Annotated in this window: 19 protein-coding genes; 15 read left to right on the top strand and 4 right to left on the bottom strand. The window is 35.9% G+C overall.

What is annotated here, in order from left to right:
* Positions 1–34: 34 nt before the first annotated feature.
* Positions 35–2248: an EAL domain-containing protein gene (locus tag BM097_RS13130; protein WP_090550951.1), complete on the bottom strand. Its 2214-nt coding sequence runs from the start codon at positions 2246–2248 to the stop codon at positions 35–37.
* Between the two features lie 278 nt (positions 2249–2526).
* Positions 2527–3348 (bottom strand): hypothetical protein, encoded by an 822-nt coding sequence (locus BM097_RS13125; protein WP_090550947.1) that lies wholly within the window; start codon positions 3346–3348, stop codon positions 2527–2529.
* 193 nt (positions 3349–3541) lie between these two features.
* Between BM097_RS13125 and BM097_RS13120 the strand changes: the two genes are divergently transcribed.
* Complete coding sequence (locus BM097_RS13120) at positions 3542–3784, top strand: nitroreductase family protein (RefSeq protein WP_242944716.1); 243 nt, start codon at positions 3542–3544, stop codon at positions 3782–3784.
* A gap of 183 nt (positions 3785–3967) precedes the next feature.
* Positions 3968–4765, top strand: coding sequence for a hypothetical protein (locus tag BM097_RS13115; protein ID WP_090550943.1), 798 nt, complete (start codon positions 3968–3970; stop codon positions 4763–4765).
* 126 nt (positions 4766–4891) lie between these two features.
* On the opposite strand, the gene BM097_RS13110 is transcribed toward BM097_RS13115, so the two are convergent.
* Positions 4892–7132, bottom strand: coding sequence for an EAL domain-containing protein (locus BM097_RS13110; protein WP_090550938.1), 2241 nt, complete (start codon positions 7130–7132; stop codon positions 4892–4894).
* 327 nt (positions 7133–7459) lie between these two features.
* On the opposite strand from BM097_RS13110, the gene BM097_RS13105 reads away from it, so the two are divergent.
* The 13 genes from BM097_RS13105 to BM097_RS13045 all read left to right on the top strand — a co-directional run bounded on the left by BM097_RS13105 (position 7460) and on the right by BM097_RS13045 (position 18740).
* A complete protein-coding gene (locus tag BM097_RS13105) occupies positions 7460–7912 on the top strand; it encodes an isochorismatase family protein (RefSeq protein WP_090550934.1) in 453 nt (150 codons plus the stop codon).
* Positions 7913–7962: 50 nt separating this feature from the next.
* The gene (locus BM097_RS13100; protein ID WP_090550930.1) at positions 7963–8172 is read left to right on the top strand and encodes a hypothetical protein; all 210 of its coding nucleotides are present in this window, start codon (positions 7963–7965) and stop codon (positions 8170–8172) included.
* A 7-nt stretch (positions 8173–8179) separates the two neighbouring features.
* A complete protein-coding gene (locus BM097_RS13095) occupies positions 8180–8395 on the top strand; it encodes a hypothetical protein (RefSeq protein WP_090550927.1) in 216 nt (71 codons plus the stop codon).
* 320 nt (positions 8396–8715) lie between these two features.
* Positions 8716–11556 carry a glycoside hydrolase family 3 protein gene (locus tag BM097_RS13090; protein ID WP_143084995.1) on the top strand — a complete coding sequence of 947 codons (2841 nt, stop codon included), beginning with the start codon at positions 8716–8718 and terminating at the stop codon, positions 11554–11556.
* Positions 11557–11619: 63 nt separating this feature from the next.
* Positions 11620–12057, top strand: a complete 438-nt coding sequence (locus tag BM097_RS13085) for a hypothetical protein (protein ID WP_090550919.1) — start codon at positions 11620–11622, stop codon at positions 12055–12057.
* 64 nt (positions 12058–12121) lie between these two features.
* A complete protein-coding gene (locus BM097_RS13080) occupies positions 12122–13432 on the top strand; it encodes a GHKL domain-containing protein (protein WP_090550915.1) in 1311 nt (436 codons plus the stop codon).
* Complete coding sequence (locus BM097_RS13075) at positions 13429–14136, top strand: LytR/AlgR family response regulator transcription factor (RefSeq protein WP_090550912.1); 708 nt, start codon at positions 13429–13431, stop codon at positions 14134–14136. The genes BM097_RS13080 and BM097_RS13075 overlap by 4 nt, the downstream gene beginning before the upstream one ends.
* Before the next feature lie 98 nt (positions 14137–14234).
* A complete protein-coding gene (locus BM097_RS13070; protein WP_090550908.1) occupies positions 14235–15230 on the top strand; it encodes an alpha/beta hydrolase in 996 nt (331 codons plus the stop codon).
* Positions 15231–15236: 6 nt separating this feature from the next.
* A complete protein-coding gene (locus BM097_RS13065; RefSeq protein ID WP_090550904.1) occupies positions 15237–16310 on the top strand; it encodes an alpha/beta hydrolase in 1074 nt (357 codons plus the stop codon).
* 210 nt (positions 16311–16520) lie between these two features.
* Entirely contained in the window at positions 16521–17114 is a 594-nt protein-coding gene (locus tag BM097_RS13060; protein WP_330389660.1) for an HD domain-containing protein, read from the top strand.
* A 6-nt stretch (positions 17115–17120) separates the two neighbouring features.
* A complete protein-coding gene (locus tag BM097_RS13055) occupies positions 17121–17342 on the top strand; it encodes a hypothetical protein (protein ID WP_090550900.1) in 222 nt (73 codons plus the stop codon).
* An 8-nt stretch (positions 17343–17350) separates the two neighbouring features.
* Entirely contained in the window at positions 17351–17551 is a 201-nt protein-coding gene (locus BM097_RS13050; RefSeq protein WP_090550897.1) for a hypothetical protein, read from the top strand.
* Positions 17552–17672: 121 nt separating this feature from the next.
* Entirely contained in the window at positions 17673–18740 is a 1068-nt protein-coding gene (locus tag BM097_RS13045) for a Fic family protein (RefSeq protein WP_090550893.1), read from the top strand.
* A gap of 160 nt (positions 18741–18900) precedes the next feature.
* Here BM097_RS13045 and BM097_RS13040 read toward each other — a convergent pair.
* On the bottom strand, positions 18901–19890 hold a 990-nt coding region (locus BM097_RS13040; protein ID WP_143084994.1), incomplete at its 5' end, for an ATP-binding protein.

Below are 19890 nucleotides of genomic sequence, written 5' to 3'. Positions count from 1 at the left end.
GAAAAGGCTGCCATCGGCAGCCTATAATACAATATTACAACTCTATGTTATCGAAATCGAGAATTTCAAATTCTTCTACAGGCATTGGCTTGTAGAAGTAGAAGCCTTGCATTCGTTCACAGTCTATAGCAATAAGAAAATCGGCTTGTTCTTTAGTTTCCACGCCTTCAGCAATATATTTATATTTTAGGTTACGAAGCATTTGTAGGATATGCTTGACCACAATTTTGCTTTTCTCAAAGTTCTTAGTGTTTTTTAGGAAAACATAATCAAGTTTAATTCCATCAACTGGAATTTCTGTAAGCATATTTAGGGATGAATAGCCACTGCCAAAGTCATCCATTTCAACTTCAAATCCTATATCCTGTAGCTGAGCAGTTGTCTCTAATAGTAATTCGTTATCATCAGCATAGGCACTCTCAGTGATTTCTATTCTTAGCTGAGAAGGTTCAATATCGTACTTTTCGATAAGATTCTTGAAGTGCTTTGAGATGTTTTTGTTCTTTTCTATATCAAATCGAGATAGGTTAACTGATATAGAACGTTTAAATCCTTGCTCGTTCCATCTATGAATATCTTTGCAAACTATTTCCCAAACTAGACAATCTAAATCGTAGATGAGACCAGTTTGTTCTAGCATTGGGATAAATTGACCTGGGCTCAACCAACCTAGCCTTTCGTGGTTCCATCTACAGAGAGCTTCTGCGCCTATGATTTCACCAGTTCTATAGTTGACTTGAGGTTGATACCAGACTTTTATTTCATTCTGTTTTACAGCAGTAGAAAAATGACCGCAGATATCTGAAAGCAGTCTTCCTGCTTCCCATTGATCTATGTTATATACTTCGTAACCCCCGGTAACAGATAGATGTGCTTTCTTTTCAGCTAATCTAGCACAGTCTAGCATCTTATCAACGTTAATATTTTTATAATCTTCAGGAGTTAAGACATAAAGACCACTGGATATCTGAACTTCATAGTCGTTGCCCTGATTAATATAATATTTTTTGACTGGTTCAAATACGTTTGTTTCCATTGCTTCGAAACCGTTGTCATCAGGTAGGCAGCATAAAACAGCAAATTGATCTGCATAAATTCTGGCCATAGCCTCTTTGTCAGAGAAATACTCCAATGATTTTTCTACCCAGAAGCATAGAAGTTCATCAGCAGAGTTAATTCCCATTTTGTCATTTATGAATTTGAAATTCTTAATGTTGTTGTAAGAAATAATATATGGAGTGGAAGGATTTTCCAGTAGTAGTTCTTTTACTTTTTCACGGAATCCGGCCATACTAAGAGCACCAGTAAGTGAGTCATAGTCTATCATTTGGCGAATTTGATTGTTGGTTCTTTTCTTTAACAGTTGTTGCTTTGCTAGAAAGTGAAGTGCTACAAGAACAATTACAATTGTACACATGATAAAGACATATCTATCGGCGTAAAGATAATCCTGTACATCATATTTGTACAGTTTACGAGAAGTATAATCTAAAATAACAGCCTGGCGCTGGGTATCACTAATCATAGCAATACCCTCATTAAGTTTTTCTATAAGCGCCTGATTATTAGGTGTATCTAAAGCACCAACTCTAAAACCAATTGAAAGCATTGTAGTTGGTTGAACATGCAAATCGATATATGAAGGCTTCTGAAGGACATAACTCCAAACGTAGGAATTATGAAGTAATGCGTTAACTTCGTCTTTACGTAGGGCTTCTACACACTTGGACATATCTTTATACAGTATGACTTCAATATCTGGATATAGGCTTTTTACCGTGTCTGCTATACCAGCTTGAGACTGAAGCATTCCAATTTTTGCACGATTAATGTCTGATACATTATCGCCCTCAGAAGTTACAACAGTGAGAGGAGTTAGCATTAAATCGTCAGAAACGATTGATGACTGTCCAGATGCACTTTCAATTTCGCTTCCTATAGGCATGACTATATCATAGGAGGTATTATCTAGCGCATCCTTTAGTGAAGATTCTTCCATAGCAATAAATTCAACGTTATAACCGATATTCTCACAGGCAATACGAAGTAATTCTGGTCCAATTCCAATGATTGAACCATCAGAATCATCTATATAAATCATAGGGCATCTATCCGTTGGAACGCCGACAATGATGGTATTTTCATTGCTTGAAGCAGCAAAAGAAACCCCAGATATAAAAAATGGGATAACAAGAATTAGCAATATAATATTAATAGATATAATTTTTCTCTTAGGACTAAGCTTCATAGGTTGATTCCATCCATGGACATAACTGTATATGGTGATAATACAACAAAATTGAGGATAATTTATGACCTGCTAAAAACTAGGCTTTGAATAAAAAAGTCGATAATTATATTAACTACTTATTTCAAATGTAGGCATGACATCAATGACATCTTGCAGAGGAGTCCAGGTCATAGGTACAGGAACTTCCTTGATATTTAAAAATTTTATCATAGAAGGCCCATGTCTTATATTAAATTTACAGGGATTTTTTCAAAGGCTCAGAAGATATTCTAATTTTATTGATTTAACACTTCGCATTTTGAGGTAAGACCCACATAATAAGCAGTTATGTCATCAACTTCATTTGTAATTTCTTGGTAATTGTATTCATCTGTTGACAGGTCTGAACAGGTAAGCATAATGTCGTTGCTCATGTTTTTGTTAGCATAATCTAAGACCTCCTGTGTGATTCCTAATTCATCATCAGTTGTATATAAATCAGGAGCACCAAATGTATGAAGAATCTCGTGAGCATAGACGGCAGGACAATTTACTGTTCCTCCATCTATATTATATAAGTAAACAATTTCGGAATCGTATGGCATGCCGTCGTAATAATCCCTGGTACAGCTAATAGCAGTGTTGCTTTCGTCTGAATCTACGTAAAGCATATATACTACATTTGTAGCATCATACTTTTGTTTCAATGTACTTTCATCAATATTACTAGCAATAAATTCCCAGACAGTCTCATCAAGTTCGCCATTATCTACCACTTCTGAGCAGGTTATGCTTTTATCAAATGTTATACTATATTCCAAATCCTTCTTATTGCTAATAAAAGTAGCTTTTTTATCATACTTTGATGCAGCATCCTCAAGATAATTGCAGGCAATATCTAGATAAGTGTAAATGGTGGACTTCTTCGCAACATCCTCTTTGTCATTCCAGTTTGTGTTGGTATCACTAGCAAAGATGCTAACGACAATTGTATTGCCTTCAAGTGTTAGGGCAGAGCCTTTGTTTACATCTTTCTTATTTATTAATGTGAATGCTGTAAAAGCAATAATTAAAGCAGCCATCACAAAACCTAATGCTATAATTCTTTTCTTATTCAAGGTAGTTCTCCTTTCAATGCTGGAATAATAGCACGATAGTTTCCAAATGTACTTGAATTTTAGATTTCTTTAGAAATAAATTAGAATGCTTTATCTTGATTTTGATTACCCCAATTAGACTGGCTTCGGCTGGTCTTTTTGTGTTATGAAAAAGTTTTACTGACATTAAAAAAATTAGCCCGTATAATGAATTATGATTCAAATGAAGGAGGAAACCATTGTTGCAACACATATGATGCTTGCTGCTACTGATATTGGATTAGATACTTGTTGGGCTGGAGTCAATGATGTTGAGCAAACACAAAAAGTCTTTAATTTGCAGGAAAATATCTATCCTATCTGTTTTTTGGATTTAGGATATCGCTCTGATGATTTTAAAAGTCTTTTAGGCAATAAGAAAAGAAATTCCTTAGATTCAATGATTAATATTTTATAGGCACGGATAATACGTAATCAATTCAATCATATAACTTTGTCCAATAACTTACCCTTCTGTGATATACTAAGCTTAGTTTAGTTCGTATATACGGAGGGGTTATTTTTATGCCAAAAGGGTGTATAAGACACAGATAAATAAACAATTAAAACTATATTAATGTATTCTGAAGGGAGAAACGTAATGAAAGAATGGAAAGTTGTATTAACTGTATTAATTTCAGCTGCTTTATGTGGATGTGGCAATAGCGGAGCCACATTTAATGGAAATAAGGTAGAAACAGATGATACTTTTGAAATAGATTTTTCTATATTAAATACATCATATTCGCATGATATTGAATGTGAGTCAGGTGACAGCTTTTCTGTATGGGTAGATAGTGAAGGTGGAAGTATTGCATTAACTATTCAAAGTGGAGAAGATGATCCAGTATATCAAGGCAACAACATTCCTACAACAAGTTTTGAAGTAGGTATTCAAGAAGCTGGAACATATACAGTTACTGTTACAGGTAAGAAGGCTAAAGGTCATGTGACTGTAGAAAAATATGAGCCTGAGGTAATAGTAGAGGAGAGTGATGACTATACACATGTGATTGATAGAGTTCTTAATGAATTTAATTTTACACCAGTGGAGTGGGGAACTACTATTGATAATTCCCAAGATGCCCTTATATCTTTAGCAGAGGATTCTACAGGTAGATACAAGGTATATGGAATAATAAGTAAAGAGAAGGGATGCTATGGAATCATACTTAATGACACTATTGATGGCACTGATTCAAACACAAATTATGCTTATGAAGAGTGGATTTATACCGAATATGAGGGTGATAAACCAGAGTTTACATGGAAGGACGATAAACTTTATTTAACATATCCTGTAGCTGATGAAGATTTAATTATCCCGAAAACAGTTCATATCGATTGTGGATATGACACCGGTCATATGGAGATAGATGTAAATGCGGATGGTAATTAGGTGGTGTGTTAGTCTAAAATTCAGTAAAAAATAAGCTCTAGACCAAGGATATTCATGAACGAATTCTTCGGTTTAGGGCTTATTTTATTATTACAAATCTTATAAATCTAACTTTATAAAGGATATTTAAGTAATGTATGCTCTATTGGCGGTTTTATTATTTATGTTATCGAAATCTAATAATTCAAAATCAGTTACAGGCATAGGTTTATAAAAATAATATCCTTGCATTTGTTCGCAATCTATATTTAAAAGAAATTGAGCCTGTTCTTTGGTTTCGACACCTTCAGCAATAAAGTTGAATTTAAGCTGCAAAAGCATTTTGATTATATAGTTAATAATGATTTTGCTTTTTTCTTTGTTCTTCTCGTCCTTTAAAAAGATGTAATCTAGCTTTATTCCGTCAACAGGAACCTCTTTAAGCATATTTAATGAAGAATAGCCACTACCAAAATCATCCATTTCAACAATAAAACCATATTTTTGAAGGGCAGTAGTTGTTTTTATTAGAAGCTCAGTATCTTCAACATATGCTCTTTCAGTAATTTCAACCCTTAGCTGTGACGGAGCGATATTATAATTTCGTACCAGATTGTTGAAATAGTCCGCAATGTTGTTATTTTTTTCAATGTCATAACGTGATAAGTTTATCGAAATGGAATGTTGGATACCCTTTTCATTCCATCTATGGAGGTCTTGACATACTTTATCCCATATTAAGCAATCTAAATCATAGATAAGCCCTGCTTGTTCTAACATAGGTATAAATATGTCAGGACTTATCCAGCCTAACTTTTCGTGGTTCCATCTACATGAGGCCTCGGCACCAACTATTTTGCCTGTCTTATAATTAACTTGTGGTTGGTACCATACTTGTATTTCATTATTCTTTACAGCCGTTGAAAAATGACCACAGATGTCGGCAACCATTTTAGCTTTTTCCCATTGGTCAGTATTGTATATTTCATATCCCACACCTGAGACAGAATTGTGAGCTTTCTCTTCTGCTAAATGGGCATAATCCAACATCTTATCAACATTAATATCTGAGTAATCATCACTTGTTAGAACGTATACACCACTGCATAACTGGACTGTATAGTCGATACCCTGATTTATATAATAGTTTTTTACAGGTTCAAATACAGTCTTTTCTTGATTGAAAAGATTATTGTCATCTGGAACTAGAGCTAAAACTGCAAAATGATCAGCCCCCATTCTTGCAACAGCTTCTTTTTCAGACAGGTAATTCATGGTTTTATCAGCCCAAAAAACTAAAAGATCATTACCTGAATTCATACCCATTTTATCGTTTATAAATTTAAAGTTTTTAATATTGTTATAAGATATTAAATACGTTAAAGTTGGGTTCTCCCTTAATAGCGTTTTAACTTTTTTACGGAAACCATCAAGACTTAAGGTTCCAGTAAGAGCATCATACTCAATTAATTGGCGGATTTGCTCATCTTGCTCTTTTTTTATTGCATATTGTTTTGAAACGAAATGCAGAATAATAAAAACCAATAATAATCCAAATATAATGATTAGATTGCCATAGATATATAAGTAGTCAAAGAAATCATTTTTATACAGACGCCGAGATGTATAATCCAATATAATCGCCTGACGTTGATTATCATTAATCTTAGAAATGCCTACATTAATCTGGTTTATTAGCTCCTGACTTTTGGGGGTATCAACAGCACCAACTCTAAAATCCATTAAGAACATTGTTGTTGGTTGAACTTCTAAATCTGAATATGATGGTTTTTGAAGCACATAACTCCATACATAAGAGTTGTAAAGTAATGCGTCAACATCACCTTTTCGAAGAGCATTCACACAATCAGGCATAGTTTCATACAAAACAAGATTCATACTTGGATACAAAGTGTGAACAGTATCAGCAACACCTGCCATCGATTGTAGCATTCCAACCTTTATTTGTTCTAAAGATTGAATGTAACCGTTACTCAAAGTGACAATCGTGAAAGGTGTTGTCATAAGATTATCTGATACGATTGAAGGTTGTCCTGAGGTACTTTTTATAGAACTGCCAAAAGGCATTACCAAATCATAATTAGGGTTGTCTAGTGCGTCTTTAAGTGATGAGTCTTCTATGATCTTAAAATTTACATTATAACCAGCATTTTCTGCCGCAAGACTCATTAAATCAATTCCAATACCTACAATATTTTTAGACGAATCATCAGTATAAAAAATAGGGCATCTATCTGAAGGTACACCAACTATTATGGTTTCCTTATCGGACAAATCTGTAGCCAAAACTGCCCCATTAAACAGGGAAGCAATCATTAATGAAATAAGTAGAAGTACTATTATATTTCTTTTTGGAAATGTCATCATATTAAACCAATCCTTGTAATAATATTATTATTTAAAAAGTAGGTTTTACATGGTTCCAAACAATTCACCCACTATATACTGCATCTACGTAAGTGTAGCAAATATTTATGAATACTTTGTTAATTACCAGGCTGATTAATTCGTCCAATGAAGAATTGAAATAAGTTGATAAATTCATCGTATGTAGCAATCATAGCCATATGTCCAATAAAATGCAAAAATATAGCATTCTTTGTTATAATATAGGTGATTTTAGGAAAGTATATTTGCTGCATGGCTTCGGCTGTGCAGCTTTTCGATTAAAAAATGTGTCTAGGATAATACTATATGGAAATACTTCTTGTGATTGATATACAACAAAAATATATGAATAGCTACGATCCAAACTTGCTTGAGAGAGTTAACGTGCGTATTCATGAGGCTATTGCTTCAGACATGCCAGTAGTCTATGTGCGAAATGTAGGCAAGCTTGAGAATGAAGATAAGTACGTACTGGCAGAAGGTCTTGACGTAGTATCTGAATTTGTATTTGCCAAAAGATGGCCAAGTGCTTTTTCTTCGGAAGAGTTTGTTCAGTTCATAGAACGGCTTAAAGTAGATACTATCAATATGGTTGGTGTGGATGGAAGATGTTGCGTGGCACGCACTGCGCATGGAGCAGTTAAGAGAGGGTATAAAGTCAGAATATATCTTGATTCTGTAGCAGCCAAGAATGACAATTTTTATCTTAAAGAACTTCCTGAAATGAGAGATGCTGGAGTTGAGATTATAGCGGACTAGTAGTTCACTGTATACCAGTTGACTATGCAGCTTTAAGTACACGTGAAGAAATGCTTTCAAACACTGGTGGAGTACTTAACGGAACATTTAATCCAGAAAAACCAGGTGTCTTTGGACAGTTTAAAAAGTTTCTTGAACTCTACAGATACACATACGTGGGATGTAGTTCAGATCCTTATCATCACGTAAGGTTGAATGAAAAGATCGCCGTTTGCCCAGAGATGCCAAGAAGATGCATAGGAACAGGCGTATACATTTGACGAGATAATGAGAGAATCTTCTGCCACATACATGCCTACAGGACCACAGATAATTGAACTAGAAGTGGAACGTAAGGTGAAGTTATTTGGCTCAAGGAACATGTTTAATAACATGCAGGCAATTCAAATCAACAGGGTAGGAGCAACAGATGAGAAGGTAAGAATTGGCATAATGGACGGAAAAGGCAGAGTCAATGCAACAGTACTGTTCTTCATGAGATAGTAATAACTCCAACTAAATAAGACATAAATTAAAGGGACTGGTCTCTAACAGGAGGCCGGTCCCTATCATTTCTGGAAGATTAGGTTCACCAAGTTCAGGCCAGTTGCTGAAGCATAATGCATTTCATGACTACTAAATGACAGATAATGCCGTCTTAATTGTAAGGCGGCTTTTTTATTTTTAAGATAACAATAGTTTTATAAGGAGGATGAACTGATGGGAAGTAAAAAAAGTCAGGAAAAGTATTTTCAATCCTTGGAATAATATTTCTAATCCTTGCAATTGTAATTACAGGGGCAGGAAATTATTTCGGGGGAATTTTGGATACTTATATTGGTCTCGGAGAGGCTGTAATGGTTCAAAAGCCAGGTAGTGAAAACTGGGACACAGATTATTACACAACAGACTATGATACAGCAGAAGAAATTGATAAGTATGCAAAAGATGTAACAAAGAGAATTGCAGAAGAGGGCATTACTCTTATGAAAAATAATGGAACATTACCTCTTTCGAAGGGGCAGTCTGTTTCATTGTTTGGGCGTAGAAGCGTGGATGTTGTCTGGGGCGGTAATGGCTCTGGAGCAGGCGATCCTGCTCAGTGCACATCTATCCAGAAGGCACTCCAGGACGAAGGCTTTAATGTAAATGATACTTTAACAAAGCTCTATTCTGAGAATCTTGATAAGGTTGAGTCCATGTCATACACAATGGACAAGCCAAGTGCGATGACATACTACATTGGCGAATTCCCAATGAGCTATTACAACAATAGTGTCACAGCATCATATGAAAAATATCATGATGCAGCCATTGTTGTATTAGGACGTCAGGGAGGTGAAGGTATGGACCTTTGCTCTGACTTAAAGGGAAGCATTTCAAGTGGCGAAACAGCCATGTCTAATGATGTAGCAGAAACAAAAAATTACGAAGATGGACAGCACGAGCTTGAGCTTTGTAAGGAAGAAAAGGATCTTTTAAAGCATGTTGAAGAGAACTTTGACAATGTAGTGGTTGTTATAAACAGCGCCAATGTTATGGAGCTTGGAGAATTGCAGGATGATGAAAATGTAGATGCTGTTCTTTGGATGGCTTATCCAGGTTCAAGAGGTACTGTTGCCCTTGCAGAGATTTTAGATGGCAAAATAAATCCATCTGGTCATACAGTGGATACATGGCCAAGAGATCTTGCAGCAGATCCAACTTATGCAAATGTAACAACAGAGAAATACTCTAACACAGATGGATACATGATTGAGTATGAAGAGGGCATCTATGTTGGATACAGATGGTATGAAACAGCTGCAGCTGAGGGTGTAATCGACTATGACAATGCTGTTGTTTATCCATTTGGATATGGACTTAGCTATACATCATTTGCACAGGCAATTACAGATGTTAAGGAAAATGGAAACAATATCGACGTAACAGTGTCAGTAACAAACACTGGTGATGTTGCAGGTAAAGATGTAGTTCAGATTTATTACAGCGCACCATTTAACGGAGATATTGAAAAAGCTGAGGTTGTATTGGCAGCCTACGATAAAACAGATGATATCAAACCAGGAGAGACAAAAGAGTACACTCTTTCTTTTGGAAAAGATACAATGGCAAGCTTTGATTACAAGAATGCTGGCTGTTATGTGCTTGACGAGGGAAGCTATATCATTTCAGTACGTAAGAATAGCCATGAGTTATATGGTGAAAATTGCGAATACGAATATGTAGTGGATTCCAAAGTGGTATACGATTCATCTAATCCAAGACCTACAGAGGTGGAGGCTCAAACAGGTGAATACGTAAACTATTCGGATGAATGGAAAGCAAATCATCAAACTGTTGCAGCTACAACAAAATTTGATGAACAGAACGCTCATTTCGAAGAAGGAAAGTCAACAATTCTTTCAAGAACAGATTTTGCTTCAACAATGCCAACAGCCCCTACAGCAGATGACCTGAAGGCAGCTGACAGTGTAGTAGCTAATTTTAAAGAGTACAAGCCTGATTATTATGATAATGCTGATGAAAAGCCAGCAACAGGTAAAAACAACAAAATAAATGCAGTAGTCCTAAGAGGTGCTACATATGATGATCCTAGATGGGATGCTCTGCTTGATGAATTAACAGAAAAAGAAATGACAGAGCTAATCTATTCAGGAAACCAGGGAACAATACCTGTTAAATCTATTGGACTTCCAATGTCCAATGCTACAGATGGCCCTGCTGGATTAAAGCAATATGGTGGCTTGGGATTTGGTGCATCTGGAAACTTTAACTGTTGTGGAACATTAGTAGCAGCCACATGGAATACAGATCTTGCCACCGAATATGGTATTGCAGTTGGTAATGAGGCGGTTATAGCAGGCGTTGATGGTTGGTATGCTCCAGGCTGTGACTTACATAGAACAGCATTCGGTGGTAGAAACTTCGAATATTATTCAGAAGATCCTGTTATTACAGGTAAAACTTGCGCGGCAACAATTAAAGGTACTAGCTCAAAGGGTCTTACTACAATGTTTAAGCACTTTGCATTAAATGATGTGGAAGCCCATAGAATTGATAACGGTCCATGTGTATGGGCTAATGAGCAGGCAATGAGAGAGTTGTATCTCAAGGCATTTGAGATTGCCATCAAAGAGCCAGTGGCTGAATTAAAGTATTTGGATGAAGATGGAAACACTCAAACAAAGACAATGAGAAGTTCTCTTGGCGTAATGAGCTCATTCAACAGAATCGGATCTGTTTGGTCTGGTGGCTGCGGCAGCCTTTTAAATGGTGTCCTTAGAGATGAGTGGGGATTCCTTGGAACTGTTGTAACTGATTACAACGGATATGGATACATGAACGTTGAATGGGGAATCACAAATGGAAATGATTTGATGCTTGCTAATGCATCTACACTTCCTAGCAAGATTGCAGATACAAGCAATGCTTCATCCCTGAAATACATGCGACAGGCAGCTAAAAATATTATTTACACCCATGTAAATTCTAATACAGTAAACGGTCTTTCTGATGGAACAACACTTGAATACAAGATGGCACCATGGAGAATGGCTATGTATGGTGTAGTCGCTTTATTTGCAATATTAGGAATAGTCTTTTTGTTCAGCGGACATAAAAAGAAAAGTAAAAATGTGATTAAAGTGGAAGTTGAAAACTAAAGTGGTAGAAACGCTAAATGCGTCTACATAAATATAATGAAAAGGATATTGGAGGAAAGAAAAATGAAAAAGTTAATTGCAACAGGACTTGCAGTAGTATGTGCTATGTCAATGGTAGCTTGTGGAAAGTCAGGAGCTGCTGAGGTATACACAGCAGAGGTTGATTCAGTTGAGGCAGGTTACGAAGGTGACTGCGTAAATACTGATCAGGACATTTTAGTACTTAACGCAGACGGAACATATACTCTTACACATGGCTTCTATGTAAACCAGATTAGTGGTGTTGTAGTGGCAAACATTAAAAATGTGTATAATGGTAAATATACAGCAGGTGAAGCTAATGCAGATGGCCAGAAGGAAATCACACTTGAGGCTCCTACATCAGGATATTTGAACATGAATGGTTCAGTTACATTATCTAGCGATGACCCATCAGTGCTTGAGGACTTTGATGCAACATCATTCACAGTAAATGTTAATACAGGTGCTATTGAGCAGTAATTACATTACTAATCTTAGCTGGCCAGCTTTTTAGTTGGTCAGCTTATGCACTTTGGGGGATTAGATGAATATTCATTTGACGATTATAATGCTGCTAAACACTATAGAATTAGCAGTGCCATGTACAATTTTAGCTAGAAATTTGGAGCGGAGAAACTATTTTGTTCTTCGCTTATTTTGCTGTTTAGCATTAGTATTTGTATACATTTTTTTATTTCCATTAGAGGGGCTAAATTACTTGCTTATACATATTCCAATCATACTTGTTGCTTTCCTCTATTTAAAATTATGTTATAAAACAACTATGACACAAACTGTGTTCTTAGGAACAATTGGATATACCTTAAAGCATATATCAAGCTTAATAAACTCTATAATCACAGTGTTTTTTCCAAGAGTATTTGGACATTTCAGTGAGACTAAAGGGGATTATTTCATTTTAGGCTATGCGCTGATTATAGGAATTGATATTATCGTATTTTCGATAGCCTACTATATTACAGCCAAGAAAGCTATTAGAGCAGAGTTGCAAAAGAACGCCACTATCCCAATGAGTATTTTAGGGGCGATAGTGCTGATAATGAATCAGTTCTGGTCACTTGGTATTGTGGTAGCAGGGGCGGATTATACAGTTTCATATAGCTCCTTAATTGAGTATATCTGGAATCTAATGTTTTGCTTTTTGGTTCTTGCTATTCAGTTCAACATTGTGCAAATAAGTGAGAAGGATAAAGAACTAGAAATAACTCAAAGACTTATTGCAGATAAAGAGCAGCAATATAAAATGTCTAAATCCAATATGGAAGCAATACAAAAAAAGTGTCATGACCTAAAATACGAAATTGCTGCAATCGCAATGGGCGTTGAACCAACGAAACATGCTGAAGATGCTATGGCTGTGCTTAGAACCTTTAATAGTGATATTAAGACAGGAAATACTACTCTTGATATTATTTTCAATGAAAAGAATTATTACTGTAAAGATCATGATATTGTATTTACTCCAATGATTGATGGGGCTGCCCTTTCCTTTATTAAGACAACGGATTTATATGTCCTTTTTAGTGGGCTAATTGATAGTGCTATATCATCAGTCAGACAGTTAGCAAATCATACAAAAAGATATATCTATATTTATGTACACTCCGAAAAGGGGTTTTTGCTTATTCAAATAGAACATCCTTTGGACTTGGATAAAGATTATATTTTAAAAGAGCGAAACGGGCAGATAATTGTTAAACGACCAGAACTTGCAGGACTTGAATATGTTATTGAAAAATACGATGGTAGTATAAATACAAAGCTTGAAGAAGATATTTTTATGCTAAATATCATATTCCCTATAAGTGAGAGTCTAGAACAGGAGAAGAAATGAGGAACATAGCAATTGTGGATGATGACGCAAATATACGTCAGCAGTTACAATCCTATTTAAAAAAGTATACAGAAAACTTTGGAGAAGATTTTGTAGTTAGCGAGTTTTCTATTCCAGAGGCTTTTCTTACTAACTATAAATCAAACTATGATGTGGTTTTTATGGATATTGATATGCCTGGAATGAACGGACTTCAGGCTGCAAAAAGACTTCGAGAACTAGATGAAAAAGTAGTGCTTATCTTTGTAACCAATTTAGCTCAGTATGCTATCAAAGGGTACGAAGTAGCCGCTACAGATTTCGTTGTAAAACCTTTAGAGTATACTAAGTTTGAAACAAAGATAGCTCGTGCTATTAAGCTTACAGATGACAGAGCTAAAAGCCCATCATTACTTCTTAGGGTAGAAGATAAGATGGTTTCTATAAAGATGGAGGATATTCGTTATGTGGAAGTACAAGGACATAATGTTTATTACCACACCAGCAAGGATACATATAGAATAAGAGGAACCCTAAAGGAATCCGCTGCCGAACTTGACAGTAACGAATTCTTTATGTGTGCTAAATGCTATCTTGTTAACCTTGCATATGTTGAATCTGTAAAAGGAAATGTAGTGACTGTTGCAGGACAGGATATTACTGTAAGTCGTCCAAAGAAAAAAGAATTTATGGAAGCTCTCGCAGCATATCATAACAAAAGATAAGCAACTTATGGCAACTTAATAACAGTTGGTGACGCTTATATTGAGAAGACCCTCCTTGAAAATTAGTATGTAACTAGTTTTTAAGGAGGGTTTTAATTATGAAAAAGACAAAAGTATTTTTATCTCTTGGTTTAATTGTATGTGGCCTATTAACTGGCTGTGGAAAACAGACTGAAACTGCTAGTGTCACAAATGCTCAGGCCCAGGCAAAAGATGCTGCTGTAGAGTATCAGTGGGATTTCGTAAAAAAGACTACAGGAATTGATGATCTGAAACAGGAATGCGATGAAAAGGGTGAACTGACAAAGCTTGAGTACGAGACACCTAATTATCCTGTAAATCCAGAAGAAACTGTAACTAAAGAAATGTGGGTATATACACCATATGGCTATGACCCTGCCAAGGAATATAACATTTTATATTTGATGCATGGAGGCGGTGAATCAGAAATCTATTGGCTTGCAGGAGAACGCTGGGGCCCAACTACAAGAAATGTACTTGATAACATGATTAAAAACAAAGTCTGCGATCCATTCATTGTAGTAACACCAACATTTAATCCCGCTACAGAAATGGATATAGATAATGCTGAAGGAGCAGAGGATTTAACATATGTGTTTGCTGATGAATTAAGAAATCAGGTTGTCCCTACTGTTGAGTCTCAGTTTTCTACTTATGCAGATGGTGATGTGTCAGAGGAAAATCTTATAGCAACTCGCGACCACAGAGCATTTGCTGGATTTTCAATGGGCTCAATGACTAGCATTCATTGCTCATTAATGAAGAATGTAGATATGTTTAGTTGGGTAGGTTCGTATTCTGGAGCCAAAACAGAAGTAGATGATTTCAAAAACGCTTTAGAATCTGATGAGTATAAGGACTATGCGGTGAAGTTTTGGTACAACGGAAATGGCAAAGGTGATATAGCCCATGATGAGCACGATGAGTTCTGCCATGGAGTGGTTGAGGCTATGCCAGAAAGATTTGTAGATGGTGAAAATTTTGCATGGGTTGATATCAAGGACGGCTCTCATTCATATCAAAGCTGGGTGGTTGATTTATACAACTGCATGCTAGTATTTTTTAAGGAGTAATTTGAAATGAAAAGATTTAGTAAGTTAGTTTGTTTATTAGCAGCGGCAAGCATGTTTGTAGGCTGCGGCCAAAAACAAGAGCAACAACAGGCACAGGTACAGCAGACGGCGGCCCAGGAATATCAGTGGGATTTTGCAAAAAAGAATGGCGACATTGATGCATTGAAAGAAGAATGTGATGAAAAAGGTGAAGTAATAACAATTGAGTATGAAACACCTGCATATGCCATTAATGACTTAAAAGGTGTTGATGAGACTCTTACAAAGACAATGACAGTATATCTGCCATATGGTTATGACGAAAATGGTCAGTACAATGTTTTATATTTATTGCATGGAACCAGGGGTGAAACTGATCCAGCAATGGAAACTATATGGTTAGAGGGATGGTCTGCTACACGTAATATCCTTGACAACATGATTAAAGAAGGAATGTGTGAACCAACAATCGTTGTATGTCCTACATACTATTCGGAAATGGAAGGGTATGAAATGACAGAGGATGATGCAAAAGCCTTATCAGAAAAGCTAAATGATGAAATGATATACGCTGACAAAGCTGAAGATGGTGGGGAAGTAGACAATGCACAAAACATTTGGCCTGTATATTTTGGTCAGGAGTTAAGAAACAATATTATTCCAACTGCTGAATCTCAACTTGCAACATACGCAGGGCACGATGTGTCAGAAGAAAACTTAATAGCTACAAGAGACCACAGAGCATTTGCAGGCCTTAGCCGTGGCTCTATGACAGTTGCTCGTTCTGGTATGACAGATAATGCAGATTTATTTGCTTACTTTGGAATGTATTCCGGGGCATGGCAAAAGCCAGAAGCTTTTGAAAAAGCAATGACAGAGGACTTCGCTGATTATGAAATAAAGTTTTGGTATAACGGAAACGGAGCAGGAGATTTTGCTCTTGAAAACCATAAAGATTTTTGTGAAAAAGTACTATCAGACATTCCTGACAAATTTACAGATGGGCAGAATTATGCATTTGTAAAGCTAAGAGACGGTGCCCATATGTTTGCCAGCTGGCAGGCTGATTTATATAATTCGCTCTTAGTATTCTTCAAATAATTCTTCTTTACATCATCCAGTAGCAAGGTCCATGTGGCCTTGCTACTTTTTTAAGCTCTACACACCAATTCTTCTGGTTTCATGTTTCTGTCATCGATGTAGATGTCGCAGGCAATGCCTTAAAATCTATTATCTGGTTTACATTTATGATTGCTATTTACCTACTAAAAGAGTATGCTTTTAGGAAAGAAGAGAAGGGGGATAATACAAATGATTTCAAGAGATGAGGCCTTCGACTTACTGAAAAAATACAATAAAGATTCTTTTCATATTCAACACGCATTGACCGTTGAAGCTGTTATGAAATGGTATGCAGATGAGCTTGGTTATGCAGATGAAAAGGAATATTGGGGAATTGTTGGACTTTTACATGATATAGATTTTGAATTGTATCCAGACGAGCATTGTTTGAAAGCTCCAGAATTATTAAAAGAGGGCGGTGTGAGTGAAGATATTATTCATGCAGTATGTTCACACGGATACGGAATTACTGTTGGTTGCGGAGAAACTATAGATGTAGAGCCAATAAGAGAAATGGAAAAAGTACTCTTTGCAGCTGATGAGCTGACAGGACTTATTTGGGCGGCAGCCCTAATGCGACCATCTAAGAGTACTAAAGATATGGAGCTAAAATCTCTTAAGAAGAAATATAAAAGCAAAGGATTTGCTGCAGGATGCTCACGAGAGGTTATAGAACGTGGAGCAAATCAGCTTGGCTGGGAGCTTAACGATTTGTTAGATAAAACATTGCAAGCAATGGCAGCTAGTGAAGATACTATTAACAAGGAAATGTTAGCGGGGTAAAGGCCTATGAAATCAATCCTTATTAAAGATACAACACGAGAAGAGCGCGAAGAGATTATAAAAGCATCTCTTGATTGTGGAGGCGGATGTGAAAACTGTTCTTCTTGTTGGCTTGGTGGCGGTAGCCCTTGGGATATTTACCAGGACTATATAGATGGAAAACGTGAAATTAGTGATATTAATAAGGATTATATGTCTATATACCGTCATGATAGGCAAATAAAATAGGTATATCTATGAAAGAAGCTCCAGATATTATAAATTCAACTGAACAAGAACGGCGTGATTATATAAAGCAAAGATTTCCATGTATTGCAGATTGCGATATGTGTGGGCTTTGCAAAGTTTTTCACGGAAAAGATGCAGAAACAGCTTATGATGATTATATCTCAGGGATTCGGTCATTTTTAGATGTCTCAGCGGATTACAAAAGATGACTTAGACAATTCATCTTATTATTATCGATAGATGTGAGTTCAAGTTGTTTTATTTGAGTTCAATTTATGCTATAATTGAACTCAAATTATAGTGAATGAACAAATCGCAGGAGATTTCATTATGAGGAATTTTGATTATAAAAAACTGAGCCAGCAAACGTGGGATAATGACATCTTGCTTTTGTGCTCAAAAATTCATGAATGTAAGGGAAGGCAGGATTTATTTGTTCGTCAAAAGCCAGCGCAATTAGATCGTCTAATTGAAATAGCAAGGATTCAAAGTACCGAGGCATCTAATAGTATTGAAGGAATAGTTACAACTAGTACAAGAATTAAACAGCTAGTAAACGATAAAACAACACCCAAGAACAGGGATGAGAAGGAAATTCTTGGTTATAGAGATGTTTTGAACACCATACACGAAAGCTATGAATATATAGATATATCTCCTAACCACATTTTACAGCTGCACAGAGATTTGCTAAAACATGCAGGTTTTACATATGGTGGCAGTTTTAAGAATACTCAGAACTATATTAAGGAAACGCGACCAGATGGAAGCGAAGTGATCAGATTTACACCAGTTCCACCATATGAGACGCCTAAAGCAATAGAAGCTATTTGTAGGAGTTATGCAGAAACTGCTGCTTTAGAGATTGTAGATCCGTTGATATTAGTACCTGCCTTTATCTGCGATTTTCTATGTATACATCCATTTAACGATGGTAATGGTAGAATGAGTAGATTATTAACATTGCTGTTGCTTTATAAAAATGGATATGCTGTTGGAAAATATATCAGTATAGAAAAGCAAATTGAAAAGACAAAAGATGTGTATTATGATGTTCTTCAGGAAATTGATTACGGCTGGCATGAAGAGAAAAATGATCCAACACCATTTATAAAATATATGTTACAGGTAGTACTTGCATCATATTTAGAATTTGAGGAGCGTGTTGGTGTGATGGATGATACAGGTGTAAGAAGTTCCTCATATGATGTTGTTAAGGCGTATGTAGAAAATAAAATTGGAAAATTTACTCCAGCGGATGTTTTAGCCAATTGCCCTGGCGTAGGTCGTACATCGGTGTTTAATGCGTTAAAAAAGCTAAATGAAGAAGGCTTTATAGATAAACACGGTGAAGGAAAAGGGTCATTCTATGTACAAAAGAGTGAATCTATTTGGTAAGTTCAAACTCAAACAGAAGAGTTCAAATGTAATGGCATTTGAACTCTTTTGTTTGATAATCTAATTTAATCAATTCTATTTTCACGCCAATTCCTTGGCATCAATCCTGGCTTCCCTATCTAAAATATAGTGATTGGAAGTAGCAATATTACTATATGGACTACATGTTACATACTGCATAAAGTGGAATATTTACCATCCAATCTTGTTCTTTATAATTTAGCAATGACAATCTGATAGACGTAGTAGGGTGGAATTTATCATAATATGCCTTTAAACTTTGAGAGCGAATATTAGTCTCTGCTTTTACTTCAATTGGGACAGCATCCATTCCTTTCTGAATAAGAAAGTCTTGCTCAAAAGTAGCCGATTCAGTCCCATAGTAATATGGCGAATACTCAGTATCGCTAATAATTTGTTGTAAAACATATTGCTCTGTTAGGGCACCTTTAAATTCCACAAATAGACTGTTACCTTCGATAATAGAATGTAAATCTAATTCACTCATAGCACCTAACAAACCAATATCCAAAAAAAATAGTTTAAAAAATGAGAGCTCCTTGTATGCAGAAAGAGGAACATGAGGCTCATTTACTTTGTGAACACGATATACTAGACCACTATCAACTAACCACTGTATGGCTTTTTCGAATTCACTACTACGTGAGCCTTTTTTTATTTGTCCAAAGAAAAACTTTTTATTTTCTTTCGCTAATTGCATTGGGATGCCATCCCAAACCATATTAACTCTAACTACTTCATTGGCAGAAATGTGTTTGCCGAAATCGCCTTTATATTGAAGTATAATTTCTTTTTGAATCTCTCTAGCGGTATAGTAATCACTGTTATTTAAAAAAGCGTTTACAGCTTCTGGCATGCCACCTACATACATGTAGTTTTTTAAATGGTAAATATATTTTTCAGAGAAACTATCTATTAAAGTATAATCTTTTGTTTTAAGAGCATCAGCTAGGCCTGTTTCGCCAACAGCATATAGAAATTCCCTAAAATTCAGTGGATAAAGATTTAATGTTGTTACCTTTCCAACAGGATATGAAATACCTTCATGTAAGGCCACACCTAAAAGAGATCCTGCCACAATAACATGATATTCAGGGGCATCTTCATAAAAGTATTTCAGAGATTCAAA

The organism is Pseudobutyrivibrio sp. OR37 (genome assembly GCF_900113655.1).
In the GTDB taxonomy this organism is placed as follows: domain Bacteria; phylum Bacillota; class Clostridia; order Lachnospirales; family Lachnospiraceae; genus Pseudobutyrivibrio.
The sequence above is the reverse complement of the archived record's forward strand: the minus strand, read 5'-3'. Positions and strand labels throughout refer to the sequence as shown.